A 16,466-nucleotide genomic window follows, 5' to 3' on the forward strand; every position below is an offset into this window, starting at 1 on the left:
ACAACCTTTTGTATGATCGAACCAGTGACGGCAATGAATACACAACAGTCAAATCCTATTTCAGCATCAGATATTGATGACGTGAATATCCACAGCATGATTCCTCTTGTAACCCCTGCCGAGCTTAAAGCAGAATTACCGTTGACTGAAACTGCTTATCAAACCGTACTGCATGGTCGTGAAACGATTCGTAAAATCCTGGATGGCGAAGACAAACGCCTGTTCGTAGTGATTGGCCCTTGCTCTATACATGATCCGGCGGCTGCACATGAATATGCAGAACGTTTAAAAGTACTGAGCGAAAAAGTTAAAGACAGCTTATATATTGTGATGCGGGTTTATTTTGAAAAACCACGTACCACAATAGGCTGGAAAGGCCTGATCAATGATCCAGATATGAATGATTCATTCAATATTGAAAAAGGTCTGCGTATTGGTCGCAAACTGTTACTTGAACTAAATGAAATGGGCTTGCCATGTGCCACTGAAGCACTTGATCCAAACTCTCCACAGTATTATCAAGACTTGATTTCATGGTCAGCGATTGGTGCACGTACGACTGAAAGCCAGACCCATCGTGAAATGTCTTCAGGCCTTTCTTCTCCGGTCGGCTTTAAAAATGGTACTGACGGCGGTTTAACTGTCGCAACCAATGCGATGCAGTCGGTGAAACACGGCCATAGTTTCCTGGGTCTGAATGACCAGGGTCAGGTGGCTGTCATTCGTACCTCTGGTAACCCATATGCGCACGTGGTATTGCGTGGTGGTAATGGCAAACCGAACTATGATGCAGGCTCGGTCGCAGATGCAGAAGCTGCACTGGCCAAAGCCAAGGTCAGCGGCAAGATCATGATCGATGCCAGTCATGCAAACTCGAACAAAGATCCGTACTTACAACCGCTCGTCTTAAAAAATATTACGGAACAAATTCTTGATGGAAATAAGTCAATTGTTGGTATTATGGTAGAAAGTCACCTGAAAGGTGGCCGTCAGGATATTCCTGCCAATCTATGTGATCTGGAATATGGAAAATCAGTTACTGATGGCTGTATCGACTGGGAAACGACTGAAAAAGTTTTACTCGACATGCATGAGGCATTGAAAGACATTTTACCTAATCGTTAAATGATCTGACAAACGCCATCGCCAAGATGGCGTTTGCATTTCTAGAACAAGGAAATTATATCTGATGAATGACATTGAAACGGCATTAAGCCAGATTGAGAATTTTCAGTTCATACATGAACATCTGTTTAGTTCGGGTCAGCCGACCATTGCCCAGCTACAGCTGATGAAAGAATACGGCGTGTCTACAGTCATTAACGTAGCATTAACCGATAGCCAGCAGCATCTACCACATGAAGATAAAATTTGTCTTGAACTGGGATTGAACTATATTCAGGTTCCACTTTCCTGGGAAACGCCTTCAGACAATCAGTGCCTGCTGGTACTAGACCTGATCGATCACCTGGTAAAAGATCAAATGATCTGGGTACATTGTTCGCAAAATTACCATGTCAGTTGTCTCATGTATCTATATCGCCAATACTATATGGATATTGAACTGCCTCACGCACAACAGCATTTGCATAAAATTTGGGAACCTAATGAAACCTGGACCGGTTTAATGCATGCGGTTGCCCTACAGTTACAAGGCCGTAAAGCAACACAGGAACTGGAACTTTCCCTGATTAATCCGAATCATTTTACTTGAGCTTATTTACTATGGCTCAACAGCACGATTGCCGTGGACATAATTCCTTCCTGACGACCAGTAAAGCCTAGCTGCTCAGTAGTGGTGGCTTTAATACTGATCTGTGTCACATCGACATCCAAGACATCCGCGATACTTTGACGCATTGCCAAATTATGTTTCGCCAGTTTTGGACGTTCACAGGCTACGGTAATATCGGCATTATTCAAAAGATAACCACGATCCAGAATCAACTGATAAACATGTTTGAGTAATACCCGGCTATCTGCACCTTTAAACTCAGGATCTGTATCCGGAAAATGCTGGCCAATATCTCCAAGCGCCAAGGCCCCCAACAAAGCATCACAGAGTGCATGCAACACCACATCACCATCCGAATGTGCTTTCAGACCATGAGTATGCGGAATTTGAATGCCTGCCAAAGTGACAAAATCACCTTCTTCAAATGCATGCACATCCAGCCCCTGGCCAATACGAATTTGTGCGATCACCTTATACATCCTTTAGAAATAGCCAATTGAAATCTTGTACACTTGCTTTCTATTTCGCTATAGTTAGACCAAGCGTAACACAGTGAAAGTATAAGCGATCATGCTACTGAAAACTGATATAAAAATGTTGAAAATAATTGCAATGATGCTCGGTCTGGGGATGATTTCTACGGGCAGTTCGGCGATTACACTAGACTGTAATAACGACAGTAAAAAAACGGCTGCCATGAAGAAACTCTGTTCAGCAGCACTGGCCGAATCTCGTGAAAAACTTACAGACCAATACTTTACTGCTTTCCTGATTACTGATGCACCTGTACGCTTATTGCAAGATACCCAAAAATTATGGGTAAGCCGCTTGCAGCAATGCAAAACCATAGACTGTTTTAAACAGCAGTTCGAATGGCGTTTAGATGATTTAAATATCTATATTTCGCTGAATCAAAGTTTAACCCAGCATTATATCAAGTTTGAACAGGGGCAAATTGCCAAGCAGCCTGTTCATCTCAAGATTCATCAACTGACCAAAGACCGGATCAAGATTGAAGGCCTGGCATATCGCAATCCGAATAACCGGGCCGAGACGCAAACCATTCCCTTTTTAGCTTATACCACACCTGAGGCAAAAAATCAGATTACCGACAATGAAAATGACTGCCGCTATGAGTTTGACTATAGTAAAGCCATTTTAGTTGTCAGCAGCCAGCAGAAAGGTTGTGAGCGATTTACTGGCATTTATCGTTTATATGATTAAATAGCTAATCTAAAGTCATCAAAAAGCGAGCATTAATTAGTATCTAAATTTCCTTCTCCCTCAGGGATGAGAAGCACTGCTTCCCAAGGAGATAACCAGATATTTATAAGAACCTCTCCCCAGAGGAGCATGCTCCACACTCCTATAAAAAGAGGAAATTTCCTTGCTCATTTTGAATGGTTTAAAAATAATTTATGAAAGAACTACACTATTTTAAAGTTCAGATAACCCTTTAAAGATTTTTAAAATTCATCTTTAAAAAATAGCCCGAAAGCGGGCTATCAGTTCAAGCAGGATAATATTGAGCCACTTCCTGACCAATCATGGCTGCGGTTGCTGCTGATAAAGTCCACCCCAGATGACCATGTCCGGTATTGTAAAATACCCGCTCATGTTTGCCACGGCGTACTACCGGCATCATATTTGGCATCATTGGGCGTAAGCCAGCCCAAGGCACGACATGTTCGGTACACAGGTCAAAATTGCGATTGGTCCAGTCAATCAGCGGTTGAATCCGGTCCGCGCGAATATCGCGGTTATAGCCATTAAACTCGGCGGTGCCTGCAACACGTAAACGGTCCTTGCCTAGACGTGACAAGACAATTTTAGCACTTTCATCTAGCAGGCTGACCCAAGGCGCATTGTTCTGGCTCTGCTCATCATTTAACTGTAAGGTTATGGAATAACCTTTGACTGGATAAACATTGACCCGCTCACCGAGAATTTCAGCCAGCTGATAACTGCCAACACCTGCACATACCACAATGGCATCTGCATTAATTTCCAGAATATCCTCTGGAGAGGAATGGACATTTTCAGTACTGGGTTTGCATTTAACCCGAATATTCTGAGCTTGATAATCAACAGCGAAAACATCTTGACCAAACTCAAATTTTACGCCTTTTTGCATACAGGCTTTAGCCAGCCCGGTGCTAAATTTATGAATATCCCCGGTGGCATCGCTCTGGCAGTAAAATCCTGCGTAATAATCGCCCGTTAATGCAGGTTCGATCTGCTTGATTTCTGTATCGGAAATGGCATTTCGCTCCAGCCCCCCACTACACAACAAATCATTGACTTTGATCGCAACGTCATAATCTGTCTTGTTATGATAAAAATGTAAAATACCGCGTTTTTCCAGATTAAAATCAATACCTTCTGTTTGAGCAATTTCAAACAAACGCGCTCTGGCCAGTAACGCCAACCGTACCGTTTCTCGGGTATTGGCTTCGTAATGTTTGATATTGCCTAAAAACTCCATGAGCCAGCTGTATTTATGCACACTAAAAGAGGGATTGAGCAAAAGTGGTGCAGTTTTTTGTGACATCCATTTAATGCCTTTCAGCACCGTAGCTTTCTGGTTCCATACTTCGGCATTGCAGGCAGAAAGCTGGCCACCATTGGCAAAGGATGTTTCCATCGCCGGATATAGATGCCGATCCACCACGGTCACCTGATAGCCTGATAATGCAAGCTCATAAGCGGTAGTTACTCCAGTAATACCAGCCCCAATCACCACGACATGACGCATAGACACCTCCTTGATTATATTGATGTCTTTTCCCATCTGTCATGTGTACCTGAGAGCTTCGGTAGATGCATTGCACATCAATGCGGCCACCTTCCCCTTCGGTGAGTGATTGAACACTTCTCTCCAGAGTCTTTATCCATTATCACAGTCCTTTTGCCTGAGAGTTTCCTGGGAACTTGCTCCTTCGGCGAATGCAGAAGCATTTCTCTCCTGCAATAATGTTTTATTATCATGAGCAATTTATATACCATTTTTAAGAAATACGCTGTTTTAATTTATGTTAATTCACGTGAATCAATCTTTAATTGCTTATTTTAATCAATAATTTATTAGTTAAATTGAAAACTTCAACCCTATAGCAGATTTGTATATCTTTCTTACTTACAGTCACTGAGTCGCAGCCCTTTCCTAGGATTTGTAACAGTCTAAGAGTTAAATGATTAAAGCCAGTCAAAAGATCACAATTTGCTTAGGCTATTTTAATCACTTAAAACAGGTATGATCTGGAGCAAAATGTAGACTGTTTCATTATCCATTTAAGAATTTAAATCATCCAGGAAAGTACCAATATTAAGCTTCCTGCTGCGACCACTGTTTGTACGCTGATGATACTGGCCATTAACTCGCTATCACCGCCATATACCCGGGTTAAGATATAGGAAGCTGAGGCGGTAGGAAGTGCAAAGAACAGGACCAAGACCTGAGTAGTTAATGCATCAATCTGAAAAGTTTTGCATACTAAAAATGCAATGAGCGGCATTGCGAAAAGACGCCCGAAAGTCATCATACCCAGTGGCAACACCTCACGCTGAAAGCCCTGAAACTGTAGGGCAGCTCCCACACACATTAGTCCTAAGGGTAAACTGCACAGTGCAATCTGTTTAAGAAAGTGTTCTGACCCAATCCAAAGTGACCACCCCGAGAAATTAAATAAACCGCCTATAATACAGCCCAGAATTAATGGGTTTTTAGCCAAGCCCAGAATAATTTTGGTGAGCTGCATTTCGTGACTACGGGTAAATGCCAGTACCGATAAGACATTCACCAAAGGAATACACAGCACCATGATCACCGCGAAAATAGTCATACCCTGCTGCTGAAATAAGGCACTGACAGCGGCAAGGCCAATATAGGTGTTAAAGCGTAGTAAACCTTGGACATACACGCCGAAACGCGCATAAGATATCTGGTAAATATGACGCAAAATATACAATGCAATACTGACCACAGCCATAATGCTAAATACAACCAGCACCACATCTTCAATGACTGCCATTTGAATCTTGGCAGTGGCCAGATTTAAAAACAGCATCACTGGAAAAAGCACATAATAATTTAACTTTTCTGCACCGCGCCAAAAATCATCTTCCAGCCATTTTCTTTGTTTTAATACATATCCTAAGCTAATGAGACCAATAAGCGGAAACAGTACAGTGAAGATAGTCTGAAACATTGAGCAACTCTTGATATGCAGTTTTGTGGCAATCAACCCTAATTGCCTGTCAAGGAACAAGCATACAACAACCCTCGTATTACCGGATAAAAAAACAATGGAAAAATAAACGGATAATAAATAAGAGCGACTCTATCTGACTAATGAATAAATCGTTTAAATCCAGCTTTCTTCTTTTGCAATATTTAATACATCAACTTTAAGCCTTTCTAACTCTGAGAAAACTTTTGCGTCATATTTCGGACGAACTTTTTCAATTTTAATTTTTAATAAGTCTAAACTTCTTAAGAGCATTCTAAAAATAAGTTTCTTTCGGCCCAAATCATCTGTAGCCTTAAAGCTTGTTGGATCTATTCTCAAGCGGAAATCCATGTCCTGACGTTTAGGAGAATAATAAATCCGCTCATCAAAACTATCTTCCCCCATAATAATGAGAATGCAATTCCATTGCCTTAACGGAATGTCATAAGATTCATTTTCAATTTTAGAATTTATTGTTTTTTCAACAGCATTACGAGCTATACGTTCTTGATCAAACTGTTCTTCGCTTCTTAAAACTTCACAACTTAGTTCAGCACTTAACCATATTTTCATCAATATGTCCTGGTAATAAATTTTATTAAAAAAGCTTTCAATAAAGAATAAAGTCAAATCATTGAAGAATTCAGCTTGAATTTTTTTCCAGAATAACCAGATTTAAATCCACCAGAGGCTTCCCTACATTTTTATTTAAGGGATAATTTTCTATTTCACCTGTCAACCTATAACCACAGCACTCATAATAAGCAATCAATTCAGTACGAACATTGAGCACTGACATTCTGAGTGTTTTTCCCTGAGTATATTGCTCAGCAAACTCTAATAATATCCGACCACGACCTGAATTTTGCTGCAATGGATCTATGGCAAAACTGCCGATTTCAATAGCCTCATCAAATTCAGTCAGTCCAATACATCCGATCAACTGATTCTGGCTTTCCAAGACAAAAAGTTCAAAATTGGAGTGTGCTAAAAGTTCTTTTAACTGAGCCTCACTAGTTCGATCACCTGAGACAATCTCATTTTCATGCGTCCAACCATGACCGGAACGATAAGCCAGATTAATTAGTTCTACAATTTTCTGAATATCGATAATTTGTGCTAAACGAATATTATTATTTTGCATAGTTCAGGTATAAAAAAGCCAGACCGAAGTCTGACTTTAATTTTATTCACTTCTATAAAGCAAATTATTTTGGTTCAATCGGTGCGAACGGCGCAACTACATCCGCATTTTGTGCACGGTGACGCATAAAGTGATCCATCAGCACAATCGCCAGCATCGCTTCTGCAATTGGCGTAGCACGTACACCCACGCAAGGATCATGACGGCCTTTGGTCAGCACATCGGTATCTTCACGATCAATATTAATGGTTTTACCCGGAGTAGTGATTGAAGCAGTCGGTTTCAAGGCAATCGCAACACGAATGTCCTGACCGCTAGAAATACCGCCTAGAATACCGCCAGCATGGTTCGCCAGGAAGCCGTCCGTAGTAAGTTCATCACGGCTTTCATGACCAAACTGTTCAGCGACGCCAAAACCATCACCGATTTCAACACTTTTAACGGCATTAATCGACATCATGGCATGTGCGATGTCAGCATCCAGACGATCAAAGACTGGCTCGCCCCAACCCACAGGTACTTTAGACGCAATGATCTCAAGTTTAGCGCCACAACTGGTACCTTGCTCACGCAAAGACGTCACCAGTGCTTCAAAACGTGGTACTGCATCCACATCGCCACAGAAAAACGGATTGTTTGGAACTTCGTTCCAGTCCAGTTTCTCTGCTTTTTCAGGGCCGATCTGGGTTACATGACCACGAATCTCAATGCCAAATTTTTCGAAAAGGAATTTCTTGGCAATTGCACCCGCTGCAACACGCATTGCTGTTTCACGCGCACTTGAACGGCCGCCACCACGATAATCACGGAAACCATACTTTTGGGTATAGGTATAATCGGCATGACCCGGGCGGAATGTCTGTGCGATATTGCCGTAGTCTTTCGATTTTTGATCCGTATTACGAATTAACAAACCAATTGAAGTACCGGTGGTTTTACCCTCAAACACACCGGAAATAATTTCTACTTCATCAGGCTCTTTACGCTGGGTTGCAAATTTCGATGTACCCGGCTTACGACGGTCCAGATCTTTTTGCAAATCCGCTTCAGTCAGCTCAATGCCGGGTGGAACCCCATCGATGATTGCCATCAGGCCAACACCGTGAGATTCACCACAAGTCGTTACACGGAACAGTTGTCCTATACTATTACCTGCCATGTCAAACGACTCCTATGCTTGAATAGACTGAATAAATAAATCGCGGTAAGTACGGCATTGCTCTGCAGTCAATGCAAAGATACCAGTGCCACCTTTCTGGAATTGTAACCAGTAGAAATCCACCGAATTGAAATTTTGGCGCATTGCCCATTCTGAGTTACCTACTTCGATCACGATCAGGCCATTCTCAGTCAGGTAATCTGCAGCTTGAGCCAGCATTTTACGTACCAGATCCAAACCATCCTGACCTGCAGCAAGTGCAAGCTCAGGCTCATGATGGAATTCTTCAGGCAAATCAGCCATATCTTCCGCATCGACATACGGCGGATTAGATACGATTAAATCGTACTGATTTTCGGCTGGAATTTTTTCGAACAAGTCGGATTCAAGCAATGCGATCTGATATTGCTTGTCATGATGCTCAGTATTGATTTGCGCAACTTCCAATGCTTCTTTCGAAATATCGGTGGCATCTACTTCCGCTTCAGGGAAAGCATAAGCCAAGGCAATCGCGATACAGCCTGAACCGGTACACATATCTAGAATACGTTGTGGTGTCTTCGGATTCGGGTTTTCCGGCAAGTTATTAACCGCCTCACCCATTTGACCATGTTCACCCAGGAAATATGGGGCAAAACGGTTCTGGATCAGTTCAGCAATCGGTGAACGTGGAATCAGCACACGCTCATCAACATAGTAGGGTTTGCCGTCAAAGTAAGCCAGATTCAATAAATATGAAGTTGGAACTTTTTCATTAATACGGCGTTCCAGCAGACTTAAAAATTCGGCTTTTTCACTTGGCAATAATTTGGCATCTAGAATTTCAGCGTCCGCTTTCCATTCTAGTGACAGGGTTTGCAACACTAGCGCTGAACTTTCAGCAAAATAATCTTCTGTGCCTTGGCCCAAATGTGCATCGTATTGACGTAATGCTGTCACACCAAAACGAATAAAATCACGAATGGTGGTTAAATTTTCAGCGGCTTCCTGCATATGTTCAGGGCTAATAGTCGGTCGATCCACTTAAGGCGTCTCCAAGGTCATTTTTTTAAACGCCTTATGATACCTTGTTTTGCGTGCTTTTATAATGCTAAAAGCATGAAAAACACGAATTCTCTACGCCTTCAAAAATTATAAAATTCCTGTTTTTGTGAGTAATTATCAGCATAAATTTTGACTTTATTCGTAAATGTTTCAGTTAAATGCCGATGCTAATACTATGGCATTTTATCTGGAAGCTGATGCATAAGAGCGAGATTGATAAAGATTGGCCTGATCCATAATCAAAGCCAGCATACATTGACCTTGTTGCTGTTTGGCATATTTTCCTGACATTCTAAAATTACATTGCTGAGTCAGTTTACGCTCCCAAAGCACATGCTGACTGCGGATGGCAGCAGTCTGATTCGGATTTAATTTTAGATAAGTTTTATAGTTTTTCTTCAGGCGTTTATTGTGAAATTTTAGCTCTTTATTAAGGCATTTTTCAATTTTAGCAGTATTTCCATAACTGAAATTCATACATTGTGAATATTCTTTGGAATACCCCATAGCAGCCTGTGTTTGAGCGGAAGTACCCACAAAAATTGCAACTAAAAACCACGCAAGACGCATAACATCCCCTTTACCGAAAGCGGTACAATCCCAATAAATGTTTAACAATCAATATTGTTTAAATTATCCACTGATATTAACGTAGTCCGGACAAAAATCCTATGCATTTCTTGGAAAGAAAGATTCCACAGTTCCACAATTGAAAATTGGCCTGTGACCCTCATATAATTCATATTCAATCTTCAAACGAGCCTCTATCTATGAGCTATAAGCACAATAATCTTATGGCGATGCGCCAGAATTACTGGAATGATCAAGCATCCGGTCAGGTGCAGCAAGAAAAGGGATTTTTACAGTCAGCCTTGATACAGCATGGCGTATTTACCGATGCAACGCTGGAAGATGCCAAATATCTGTTCTTTGGCTTGCCAAGTATTGTGATTGTTAAAGGCTATTCTCTGGGCTTCATGCATGACAGCGTACAGCGTCTGATTCATCAACATATTCAAACAAATAAACAACAGTTGCAGCAACGATCTGAATTAAAAATCCAATTTCAAATGGCATAATGCCCTGTCTAAACTGATACTGGTTGGTGAATAATTGAAAGCTTGCCTAGCTTTTACTATGAATTCAGCCGCTTAAACTTTTTTAATACGTGCAGAAACGCTAATATCTCTTACAATGATTTATTCTGCTTCATGCTGATGATGAAAGGATCGAGTTTACATGTCAGATCAGAACGATAAGCTTAAACAACTGAAAACCTCCTCTATGGATCGACGCTTATCGATCGCAAAGGCATCCTTGCTGGCAGGCACACGTTGGGCGGCTTCTAGTGCAAGCTCCATGTTCTCGAGCGAAGAAGATAAAGAAAAGAAACGTAAAAAAGCCATGAAAGAACAGGCTGACTATCTGGTTGCAGAAATCGGTAAGCTCAAAGGTTCTATTGTTAAAATTGGGCAAATGATGGCGCTTTATGGAGAGCATTTTTTGCCTGAAGAAGTCACTCAGGCTTTAAATACCCTGAATAACCAGACAGTTGCACTGGCATGGCCAGCCATCAGAACCCAATTACAGCAACAGCTTGGTTCAAAACTGGATGACCTCACCATTGATCATGAGCCTTTAGGCACAGCCTCTTTGGCACAGGTACATCGCGCTACCCGAAAATCCGATGGTATGGAACTGGTCTTAAAAATTCAGTACCCCGGTGTAGCGGAAGCCATTGATTCAGATATGAGCCTGTTTAAGAACATGCTTAAATTGACGCGTATGGTGCCGCAAACCCGTGAGTTTGACCAGTGGTTCGACGAAGTCCGCGAGATGATGCATCGTGAAGTAGACTATCAGATTGAGGCAGATACAACGCGTCGTTTTGCTGCACGTTTGAAAGATGATCCACGCTATATCGTACCGACGATTATTGATGAATATTGCTCTGATCGGGTGTTGTGCATGACCTTTGAACGTGGTGTGCCAATCAATAGCCCGGTGATGTTATCCCTGCCTCAAGAACGCCGCAACCTGTTAGGCGAAGCCTCTCTGGAAATTGCAGTACGTGAAATTTTTGAATGGGGCGAGATGCAAACCGATCCGAACTTTGGTAACTATCTGGTTCGTCTCGGCAATGGCGCTGATGTGCATGACAAGATCGTTCTGCTCGACTTTGGCGCAATCCGCCAGTTTGACCAGCACCTGCTCAATGTTGCGCGCAACCTGATTCAGGCAGGCTATCATCATGACTCGGATATGATGGTCAAGGCCATGACGGGTTATGAATTTTTTGATTCAATTCCACAAAGTATCAAACCCGATATGGCCAAGGTCTTCTTATTAGCTACTGAAGCATTTAGCTCACCACTGAATAATCAGGAGCTGCCAGCCGGCGTAATGGACGAACATAATCGTTATGACTGGAAAAAGAGTCAACTGCATAGCCGTGTCATGCAACAGGCTTCAAGATCTATGGCATCGCGTTATTTCAGTGTACCGCCAAAGGAATTTATGTTTATTAGCCGTAAATTTATTGGTGCCTATACCTTTATGACCGTCATTGATGCCAAAACCAATGTACGTGCCATGATTAAAAAACATCTCTCTTAAAATAAATACCTCATAAAGACCCGGATGATTTTGTCATCCGGGTCAATTTTTATTCATTAAAGTTTTTTTTAATTTAGATCTTTCTTCTTATTTTCATTGATTTACATTTTAATTTATTAATCTTAAAAAACCTGTGAACTGACAATTAATCTTGTCACCTACGACATAGTTTTATCCTTGAGCACATGTCAGTATTAAAAAAATAATGTGACGACACCTTAGGATAATCAGAATGAATAATATGGTGAATAAAGCCCAGGGATTTGGCTTGTCTATATTGACCAAAATCGCAGGCAGCGAAGTATTAGACCAGTTGAAGCTGCGTAAATTTGTAGAAAAATCACTTTATCAAAGTTCAAAAGCAGGATTCAAAACTCTGAGTCAAACCCAGAAAATCCTAAAATCTGGCCAAAAGATTGAAAAACAGCGTCTGCCGCATCAATCCAAATCCCTATTTGACCTGAACTTGACTGAAGAACAGCAAATGACTTGTGATGCCATGCAGCAATTTGCCCAAGAGGTGCTATATCCTTTAGCGCATAATGCAGATCAACACGAATTATTTCCTCATGAGCTCTGGCAATACAGCACTGATTTAGGCTTGAATCTCTATGCCCTTCCCGAAGCCTTAGGGGGTGTTGCAGCAGAACAGAATATCGTCAGCAATATTTTAATCACTCAACATTTAGCACAAGGAGATTTCAGCCTGACCGCTGGTTTACTTACGAATTTTAGTGTCATCAATGCAATCACTCGCTGGGGCTCAGAGCAGATTCAGGCAAAATATCTGGGCGCTTTCGCAGAGAATCCTGAGTTAAAGGCCACCTTTGCAGTGCAAGAAGCCACGGCTGCATTTAATCCTTATCAGCTTAAAACCACCGCCATTCATAGTCAGAATCATTATCTCATTAACGGTGAAAAAACCTTGGTAATACTGGGAGAAATTGCGGATATCTATCTGGTCAGCGCCGACCTGCATGGCAAAGCCGACGTGTTTGTCGTGCAACGACATAATACGATGACTGTACAGAAGTCTCCGGCAATGGGCCTAAAAGCTACTGAAACTGTGACGCTTAAATTCGTAAATACCCCGGCTCAACGTCTGGGAGATGAAGATTTTGATTATGCAGCTTTTGTTGATCTGGGTAATTTAATGTGGTGTGCGATGGCAGTAGGCACCTGTGAAGCTATTAAGAAATATTGTGTGCAATATGCCAATGAACGTATCGCCTTTGGTGAACCAATTTCTCATCGTCAAAGTGTCGCTTTTATGATTGCCGATGTGGCCATTGAAATTGATGCGATGCAGATACTGATCCTGAATGCTGCGAGTCTGGCTGAATCGGGGCAAAGCTTTCATCGTGAGGCCTATCTGGCCCGTCTGCTCTGCGCAGAAAAATCCATGAAAATCGGCACCGATGGTGTACAGATTTTAGGTGGTCACGGGTTTACTAAAGAACATCCGGTAGAACGCTGGTATCGGGACCTGAGAGCCACTGCTATTCTCCACTCTGGCTTGCATGCCTGATCAGAAAGTAAAGAAGAATAATTATGAATCTACAAAATCCGCCAAAATTCAAACTCTTGATTGATCAAGCACATGAAGTTGCCGTCAATGTTTTGCGTCCGATTTCACGAAAATATGACAAGGCTGAACATGCCTATCCGATAGAACTAGACATGCTTGCTTCTGTGGTCGACGGTATGAATCATGGTAGCGAAGGCATGAATGCCGGTGCAGCAGTCAATAAACGTGGTGATGCAGACAGCAGTAATAAAAATGGCATTAATATGTCTACCGCCCTGAGTATTATTGAAATGTGTTATGGCGATACTGGTTTATTACTTTCGATGCCACGTCAGGGATTAGGAAACTCAGCGATTGCAGCCGTAGCAAATGAGGAACAATTGCAGCGTTTTCACGAAATTTGGGCCGCCATGGCAATTACAGAACCAGGCTGTGGTTCAGATTCCGCTGCGATCCGTACAACTGCAATCAAAGATGGTACTGATTATATTTTAAATGGTGAAAAAATCTTCGTAACTTCCGGTGAACGGGCAGATGCAGTCGTCGTTTGGGCAACTTTGGATAAAAAACTGGGACGATCAGCAATTAAATCATTTGTGGTGACCAAAGGTACCCCGGGCATGAAAGTTGAACGGCTAGAACATAAATTAGGGATTAAATCATCTGATACTGCCGCCATTAGCTTTATCAACTGCAGGGTCCCCGCAAAAAACTTGCTTGGTCATGCGGAAGTTGATGTCGCCAAAGGTTTTGCCGGCGTCATGGAAACCTTTGATAATACTCGTCCATTAGTCGCTGCAATGGCAATTGGTTGTGCGAAAGCTTCACTAGAACGAATTAAGGAGATTTTTGAGGAAAAGTTAGATGCCACATATGCTACACCGTATTTGCAAAGCTCCAATATCGCAGCACAAATCTATCGTATGGAAGCCGAATGGGAAGCCGCACGCCTGCTCATGCTGAAAGCTGCATGGATGGCGGATAATCGTAAACCAAATTCGCGTGAAGCCTCTATTGCCAAAGCCAAAGCAGGCCGGATCGGTAATGAAATCACCTTAAAATGTGTTGAACTGGCAGCAGCCATTGGTTATAACGAAACTGAACTTCTAGAAAAATGGGCACGTGATTCCAAGATTCTGGATATTTTTGAAGGCACTCAACAGATTCAGCAACTCATTATTGCCCGACGGGAATTAGGGAAATCATCGAGCGAATTAAAATAATGATTGCTCATTAAATAACGAATTAAAATTATTTGAGTTGATTAAACGATGGATTTTTTATGGGTTTAAGGCTATAAAAATTCATCTTTTTTTAAAATAAAATCAGTTCAATATGTACTCTATTCGTCCTATTCAGCCTCAAGATAATGCACAAATTGCCGAGGTCATTCGTGAAGTTTCTATAGAGTTTGGTCTTGCCGCAGAGTCCGGCTTTGCGGTAGGTGATTCAATTCTAGATAATTTATATGAATTCTATAACCAACCGTATGCAGCTTACTGGGTTATTGTGGATAAATGGAATCAGGTTTATGGCGGTGGTGGAATTGCTCCCTTACAAGGTGACGCAAACATTTTAGAAATTCAGAAAATGTACTTTTTACTTGAGATCCGTCAGCAAGGTTTTGCCAAAAAAATCTTAGAATTATCCTTTGAATTTGCACAGGCTCATCAGATTAAGGCAGTCTATTTAGAAACAACTAAAACGCTATGGCAAGCAATAAATCTCTATGAAAAATTAGGTTTTCAGCATCTACCTCAGCCTAAAGGCAATACCGGACATAGTAAGGCCTGTGAAATCTGGATGCTTAAAACTCTTGCAACTTAGAACAAGGTTTTATCAGATTTATAAGATTAGTGCAGAAATATAATACTTTTATCTGCACTAGGCTTGACTCTTATATATAGGCTACCTAACATCGAAATAGGTTTATTCAGGCATGGAATCCACAGTTTGTTTTTTTCTTCTTTCTTCAATCCAGCTCAATCTCAATCTTCATTATTTCATTCTCATTCTTTTAAATTTTCCTCTATTTTATTGAGTACCTTTCTTTTTGCTGGCTGCTCATCCTTGGGTGGAGGCTCTATAGAAAAACGTGCAGCTAAATTGTCTAAAGGCATTCAAACTGCGTATTCTACTCCTGCGGATACAGCTAATCGTGTTTCTCCTTTGATTGTGCAGCATGCGCAAAATCAGGGTGTAGATCCCCTACTAGTAGCAGCAGTGATTCGTCAGGAATCTACTTATCGTAGCCAAGCGACTTCTCCTGCAGGTGCGGTAGGATTAATGCAAGTAATTCCAAGATACTGGCAACAAACTTGTCCAGGTGATTTATATAGTGAGAACAGTAATATCCAGTGCGGTACTTATATTCTTGCTAAGTATAATCAATCATCTGGCAACTGGAAAAAAGCTCTTGCCTACTATAATGTGGGTCCGTCAGGTTATGAGAATAATCGCAAAATGCGCAAACAGGGTAAACGGTATGCCAAACAAGTGAAACAACATAAAAAAATATTAAAGAACTCTCTTTAATTACTTAATGATAGGAGTCCAATAATCATGCTTAGGCTATTTTAAGTAAATTAAGAAAAATTTTTAATTTCTCATCATAGTGGATTCTAGATTCGTTACTCTGTGTAGTCCATCTATAAGTTATTTCGCAACAACAATGTATGTATATAGCTAAAATAGCCAGCAGTAAAAAACCAGCGAATCGCTGGTTTTTTTATTTCCTGCATTTCAACAGCGGCATCTATACTTTGCAGGCTTGGTAGGCTCTTATAAGCCAAATCATTTCAACTTAGGACCCGCCCCGTAATCATGTGCCCAAAGCCATGTTATCGGGTTTTGAAACACGCTCTCTCCCTTAGATTATTCCTTTCAGGAAGCTCTAGCCGCTCCAGTACCTTTTATACATCTAAAAAGTGTCTAAGCTTTCGACTAAATTCCCCCCATAAAAAAACACCCCCGGCCTTTAGACCGGGGGTGTTTCGAATAATGAGCTGGCG

The 16,466-nt window shown here is 41.5% G+C and carries 17 protein-coding genes and 1 riboswitch; of the genes, 9 read left to right on the forward strand and 8 right to left on the reverse strand.

All coding sequences use genetic code 11. The annotated features are described in order from the left end of the window. Window positions 1–33 precede the first annotated feature (33 nt). Both AY607_RS14655 and AY607_RS14660 read left to right on the forward strand, forming a co-directional pair. A complete protein-coding gene (locus tag AY607_RS14655) occupies window positions 34–1,125 on the forward strand; it encodes a 3-deoxy-7-phosphoheptulonate synthase (protein ID WP_191731298.1) in 1,092 nt (363 codons plus the stop codon). Between the two features lie 64 nt (window positions 1,126–1,189). Further along, entirely contained in the window at window positions 1,190–1,714 is a 525-nt protein-coding gene (locus AY607_RS14660) for a protein tyrosine phosphatase family protein (protein WP_064095343.1), read from the forward strand. Between the two features lie 2 nt (window positions 1,715–1,716). Here AY607_RS14660 and ispF read toward each other — a convergent pair whose 3' ends face one another. Further along, entirely contained in the window at window positions 1,717–2,205 is a 489-nt protein-coding gene (ispF, locus tag AY607_RS14665; RefSeq protein ID WP_064095367.1) for a 2-C-methyl-D-erythritol 2,4-cyclodiphosphate synthase, read from the reverse strand. Between the two features lie 100 nt (window positions 2,206–2,305). On the opposite strand from ispF, the gene AY607_RS14670 reads away from it, so the two are divergent. Continuing rightward, window positions 2,306–2,959 (forward strand): hypothetical protein, encoded by a 654-nt coding sequence (locus tag AY607_RS14670; RefSeq protein WP_064095342.1) that lies wholly within the window; start codon window positions 2,306–2,308, stop codon window positions 2,957–2,959. Between the two features lie 286 nt (window positions 2,960–3,245). On the opposite strand, the gene AY607_RS14675 is transcribed toward AY607_RS14670, so the two are convergent. From AY607_RS14675 to AY607_RS14705, 7 genes are all read right to left on the reverse strand, one after another. Further along, window positions 3,246–4,490: a D-amino acid dehydrogenase gene (locus AY607_RS14675; RefSeq protein ID WP_064102946.1), complete on the reverse strand. Its 1,245-nt coding sequence runs from the start codon at window positions 4,488–4,490 to the stop codon at window positions 3,246–3,248. A 135-nt stretch (window positions 4,491–4,625) separates the two neighbouring features. Next, window positions 4,626–4,713, reverse strand: a riboswitch (glycine riboswitch). 321 nt (window positions 4,714–5,034) lie between these two features. Next, a complete protein-coding gene (locus AY607_RS14680; RefSeq protein WP_064102947.1) occupies window positions 5,035–5,943 on the reverse strand; it encodes an AEC family transporter in 909 nt (302 codons plus the stop codon). A gap of 156 nt (window positions 5,944–6,099) precedes the next feature. Then, window positions 6,100–6,537, reverse strand: a complete 438-nt coding sequence (locus AY607_RS14685) for an Imm44 family immunity protein (protein ID WP_064102948.1) — start codon at window positions 6,535–6,537, stop codon at window positions 6,100–6,102. A 70-nt stretch (window positions 6,538–6,607) separates the two neighbouring features. Next, on the reverse strand, window positions 6,608–7,108 hold the full coding sequence (locus AY607_RS14690) for a GNAT family N-acetyltransferase (RefSeq protein WP_064102949.1): 501 nt from the start codon (window positions 7,106–7,108) through the stop codon (window positions 6,608–6,610). Window positions 7,109–7,172: 64 nt separating this feature from the next. Then, a complete protein-coding gene (gene aroC, locus AY607_RS14695; protein ID WP_064102950.1) occupies window positions 7,173–8,267 on the reverse strand; it encodes a chorismate synthase in 1,095 nt (364 codons plus the stop codon). A gap of 12 nt (window positions 8,268–8,279) precedes the next feature. Next, entirely contained in the window at window positions 8,280–9,290 is a 1,011-nt protein-coding gene (prmB, locus tag AY607_RS14700; protein WP_004647103.1) for a 50S ribosomal protein L3 N(5)-glutamine methyltransferase, read from the reverse strand. A gap of 204 nt (window positions 9,291–9,494) precedes the next feature. Further along, window positions 9,495–9,881, reverse strand: coding sequence for a lysozyme inhibitor LprI family protein (locus AY607_RS14705; protein ID WP_064102951.1), 387 nt, complete (start codon window positions 9,879–9,881; stop codon window positions 9,495–9,497). 200 nt (window positions 9,882–10,081) lie between these two features. Between AY607_RS14705 and AY607_RS14710 the strand changes: the two genes are divergently transcribed. The 6 genes from AY607_RS14710 to AY607_RS14735 all read left to right on the forward strand — a co-directional run bounded on the left by AY607_RS14710 (window position 10,082) and on the right by AY607_RS14735 (window position 15,990). Continuing rightward, window positions 10,082–10,390, forward strand: coding sequence for a hypothetical protein (locus tag AY607_RS14710; protein WP_064095336.1), 309 nt, complete (start codon window positions 10,082–10,084; stop codon window positions 10,388–10,390). A 160-nt stretch (window positions 10,391–10,550) separates the two neighbouring features. Then, on the forward strand, window positions 10,551–11,927 hold the full coding sequence (locus tag AY607_RS14715; RefSeq protein ID WP_064102952.1) for an ABC1 kinase family protein: 1,377 nt from the start codon (window positions 10,551–10,553) through the stop codon (window positions 11,925–11,927). A 241-nt stretch (window positions 11,928–12,168) separates the two neighbouring features. After that, on the forward strand, window positions 12,169–13,455 hold the full coding sequence (locus AY607_RS14720; protein ID WP_171255318.1) for an acyl-CoA dehydrogenase family protein: 1,287 nt from the start codon (window positions 12,169–12,171) through the stop codon (window positions 13,453–13,455). Between the two features lie 23 nt (window positions 13,456–13,478). Then, window positions 13,479–14,678, forward strand: coding sequence for an acyl-CoA dehydrogenase family protein (locus AY607_RS14725; RefSeq protein WP_064102954.1), 1,200 nt, complete (start codon window positions 13,479–13,481; stop codon window positions 14,676–14,678). A 112-nt stretch (window positions 14,679–14,790) separates the two neighbouring features. Beyond that, complete coding sequence (locus AY607_RS14730) at window positions 14,791–15,282, forward strand: GNAT family N-acetyltransferase (RefSeq protein WP_064102955.1); 492 nt, start codon at window positions 14,791–14,793, stop codon at window positions 15,280–15,282. Between the two features lie 126 nt (window positions 15,283–15,408). Next, entirely contained in the window at window positions 15,409–15,990 is a 582-nt protein-coding gene (locus tag AY607_RS14735) for a lytic transglycosylase domain-containing protein (RefSeq protein WP_064102956.1), read from the forward strand. Window positions 15,991–16,466: the final 476 nt, after the last annotated feature.

Source organism: Acinetobacter sp. SFA (assembly GCF_001647535.1).
Classification (GTDB): domain Bacteria; phylum Pseudomonadota; class Gammaproteobacteria; order Pseudomonadales; family Moraxellaceae; genus Acinetobacter; species Acinetobacter pecorum.

What these genes read in the sequence shown, in the direction of transcription:
- AY607_RS14705 (WP_064102951.1), bottom strand. Translation starts at nt 9,881, where the DNA reads ATGCGTCTTGCGTGGTTTTTAGTTGCAATTTTTGTGGGTACTTCCGCT.
- AY607_RS14710 (WP_064095336.1), top strand. Translation starts at nt 10,082, where the DNA reads ATGAGCTATAAGCACAATAATCTTATGGCGATGCGCCAGAATTACTGG.
- AY607_RS14730 (WP_064102955.1), top strand. Translation starts at nt 14,791, where the DNA reads ATGTACTCTATTCGTCCTATTCAGCCTCAAGATAATGCACAAATTGCC.
- AY607_RS14720 (WP_171255318.1), top strand. Translation starts at nt 12,169, where the DNA reads ATGGTGAATAAAGCCCAGGGATTTGGCTTGTCTATATTGACCAAAATC.
- AY607_RS14715 (WP_064102952.1), top strand. Translation starts at nt 10,551, where the DNA reads ATGTCAGATCAGAACGATAAGCTTAAACAACTGAAAACCTCCTCTATG.
- AY607_RS14685 (WP_064102948.1), bottom strand. Translation starts at nt 6,537, where the DNA reads ATGAAAATATGGTTAAGTGCTGAACTAAGTTGTGAAGTTTTAAGAAGC.
- AY607_RS14675 (WP_064102946.1), bottom strand. Translation starts at nt 4,490, where the DNA reads ATGCGTCATGTCGTGGTGATTGGGGCTGGTATTACTGGAGTAACTACC.
- AY607_RS14660 (WP_064095343.1), top strand. Translation starts at nt 1,190, where the DNA reads ATGAATGACATTGAAACGGCATTAAGCCAGATTGAGAATTTTCAGTTC.
- AY607_RS14690 (WP_064102949.1), bottom strand. Translation starts at nt 7,108, where the DNA reads ATGCAAAATAATAATATTCGTTTAGCACAAATTATCGATATTCAGAAA.
- AY607_RS14670 (WP_064095342.1), top strand. Translation starts at nt 2,306, where the DNA reads ATGCTACTGAAAACTGATATAAAAATGTTGAAAATAATTGCAATGATG.
- aroC (WP_064102950.1), bottom strand. Translation starts at nt 8,267, where the DNA reads ATGGCAGGTAATAGTATAGGACAACTGTTCCGTGTAACGACTTGTGGT.
- AY607_RS14680 (WP_064102947.1), bottom strand. Translation starts at nt 5,943, where the DNA reads ATGTTTCAGACTATCTTCACTGTACTGTTTCCGCTTATTGGTCTCATT.
- AY607_RS14655 (WP_191731298.1), top strand. Translation starts at nt 34, where the DNA reads ATGAATACACAACAGTCAAATCCTATTTCAGCATCAGATATTGATGAC.
- AY607_RS14725 (WP_064102954.1), top strand. Translation starts at nt 13,479, where the DNA reads ATGAATCTACAAAATCCGCCAAAATTCAAACTCTTGATTGATCAAGCA.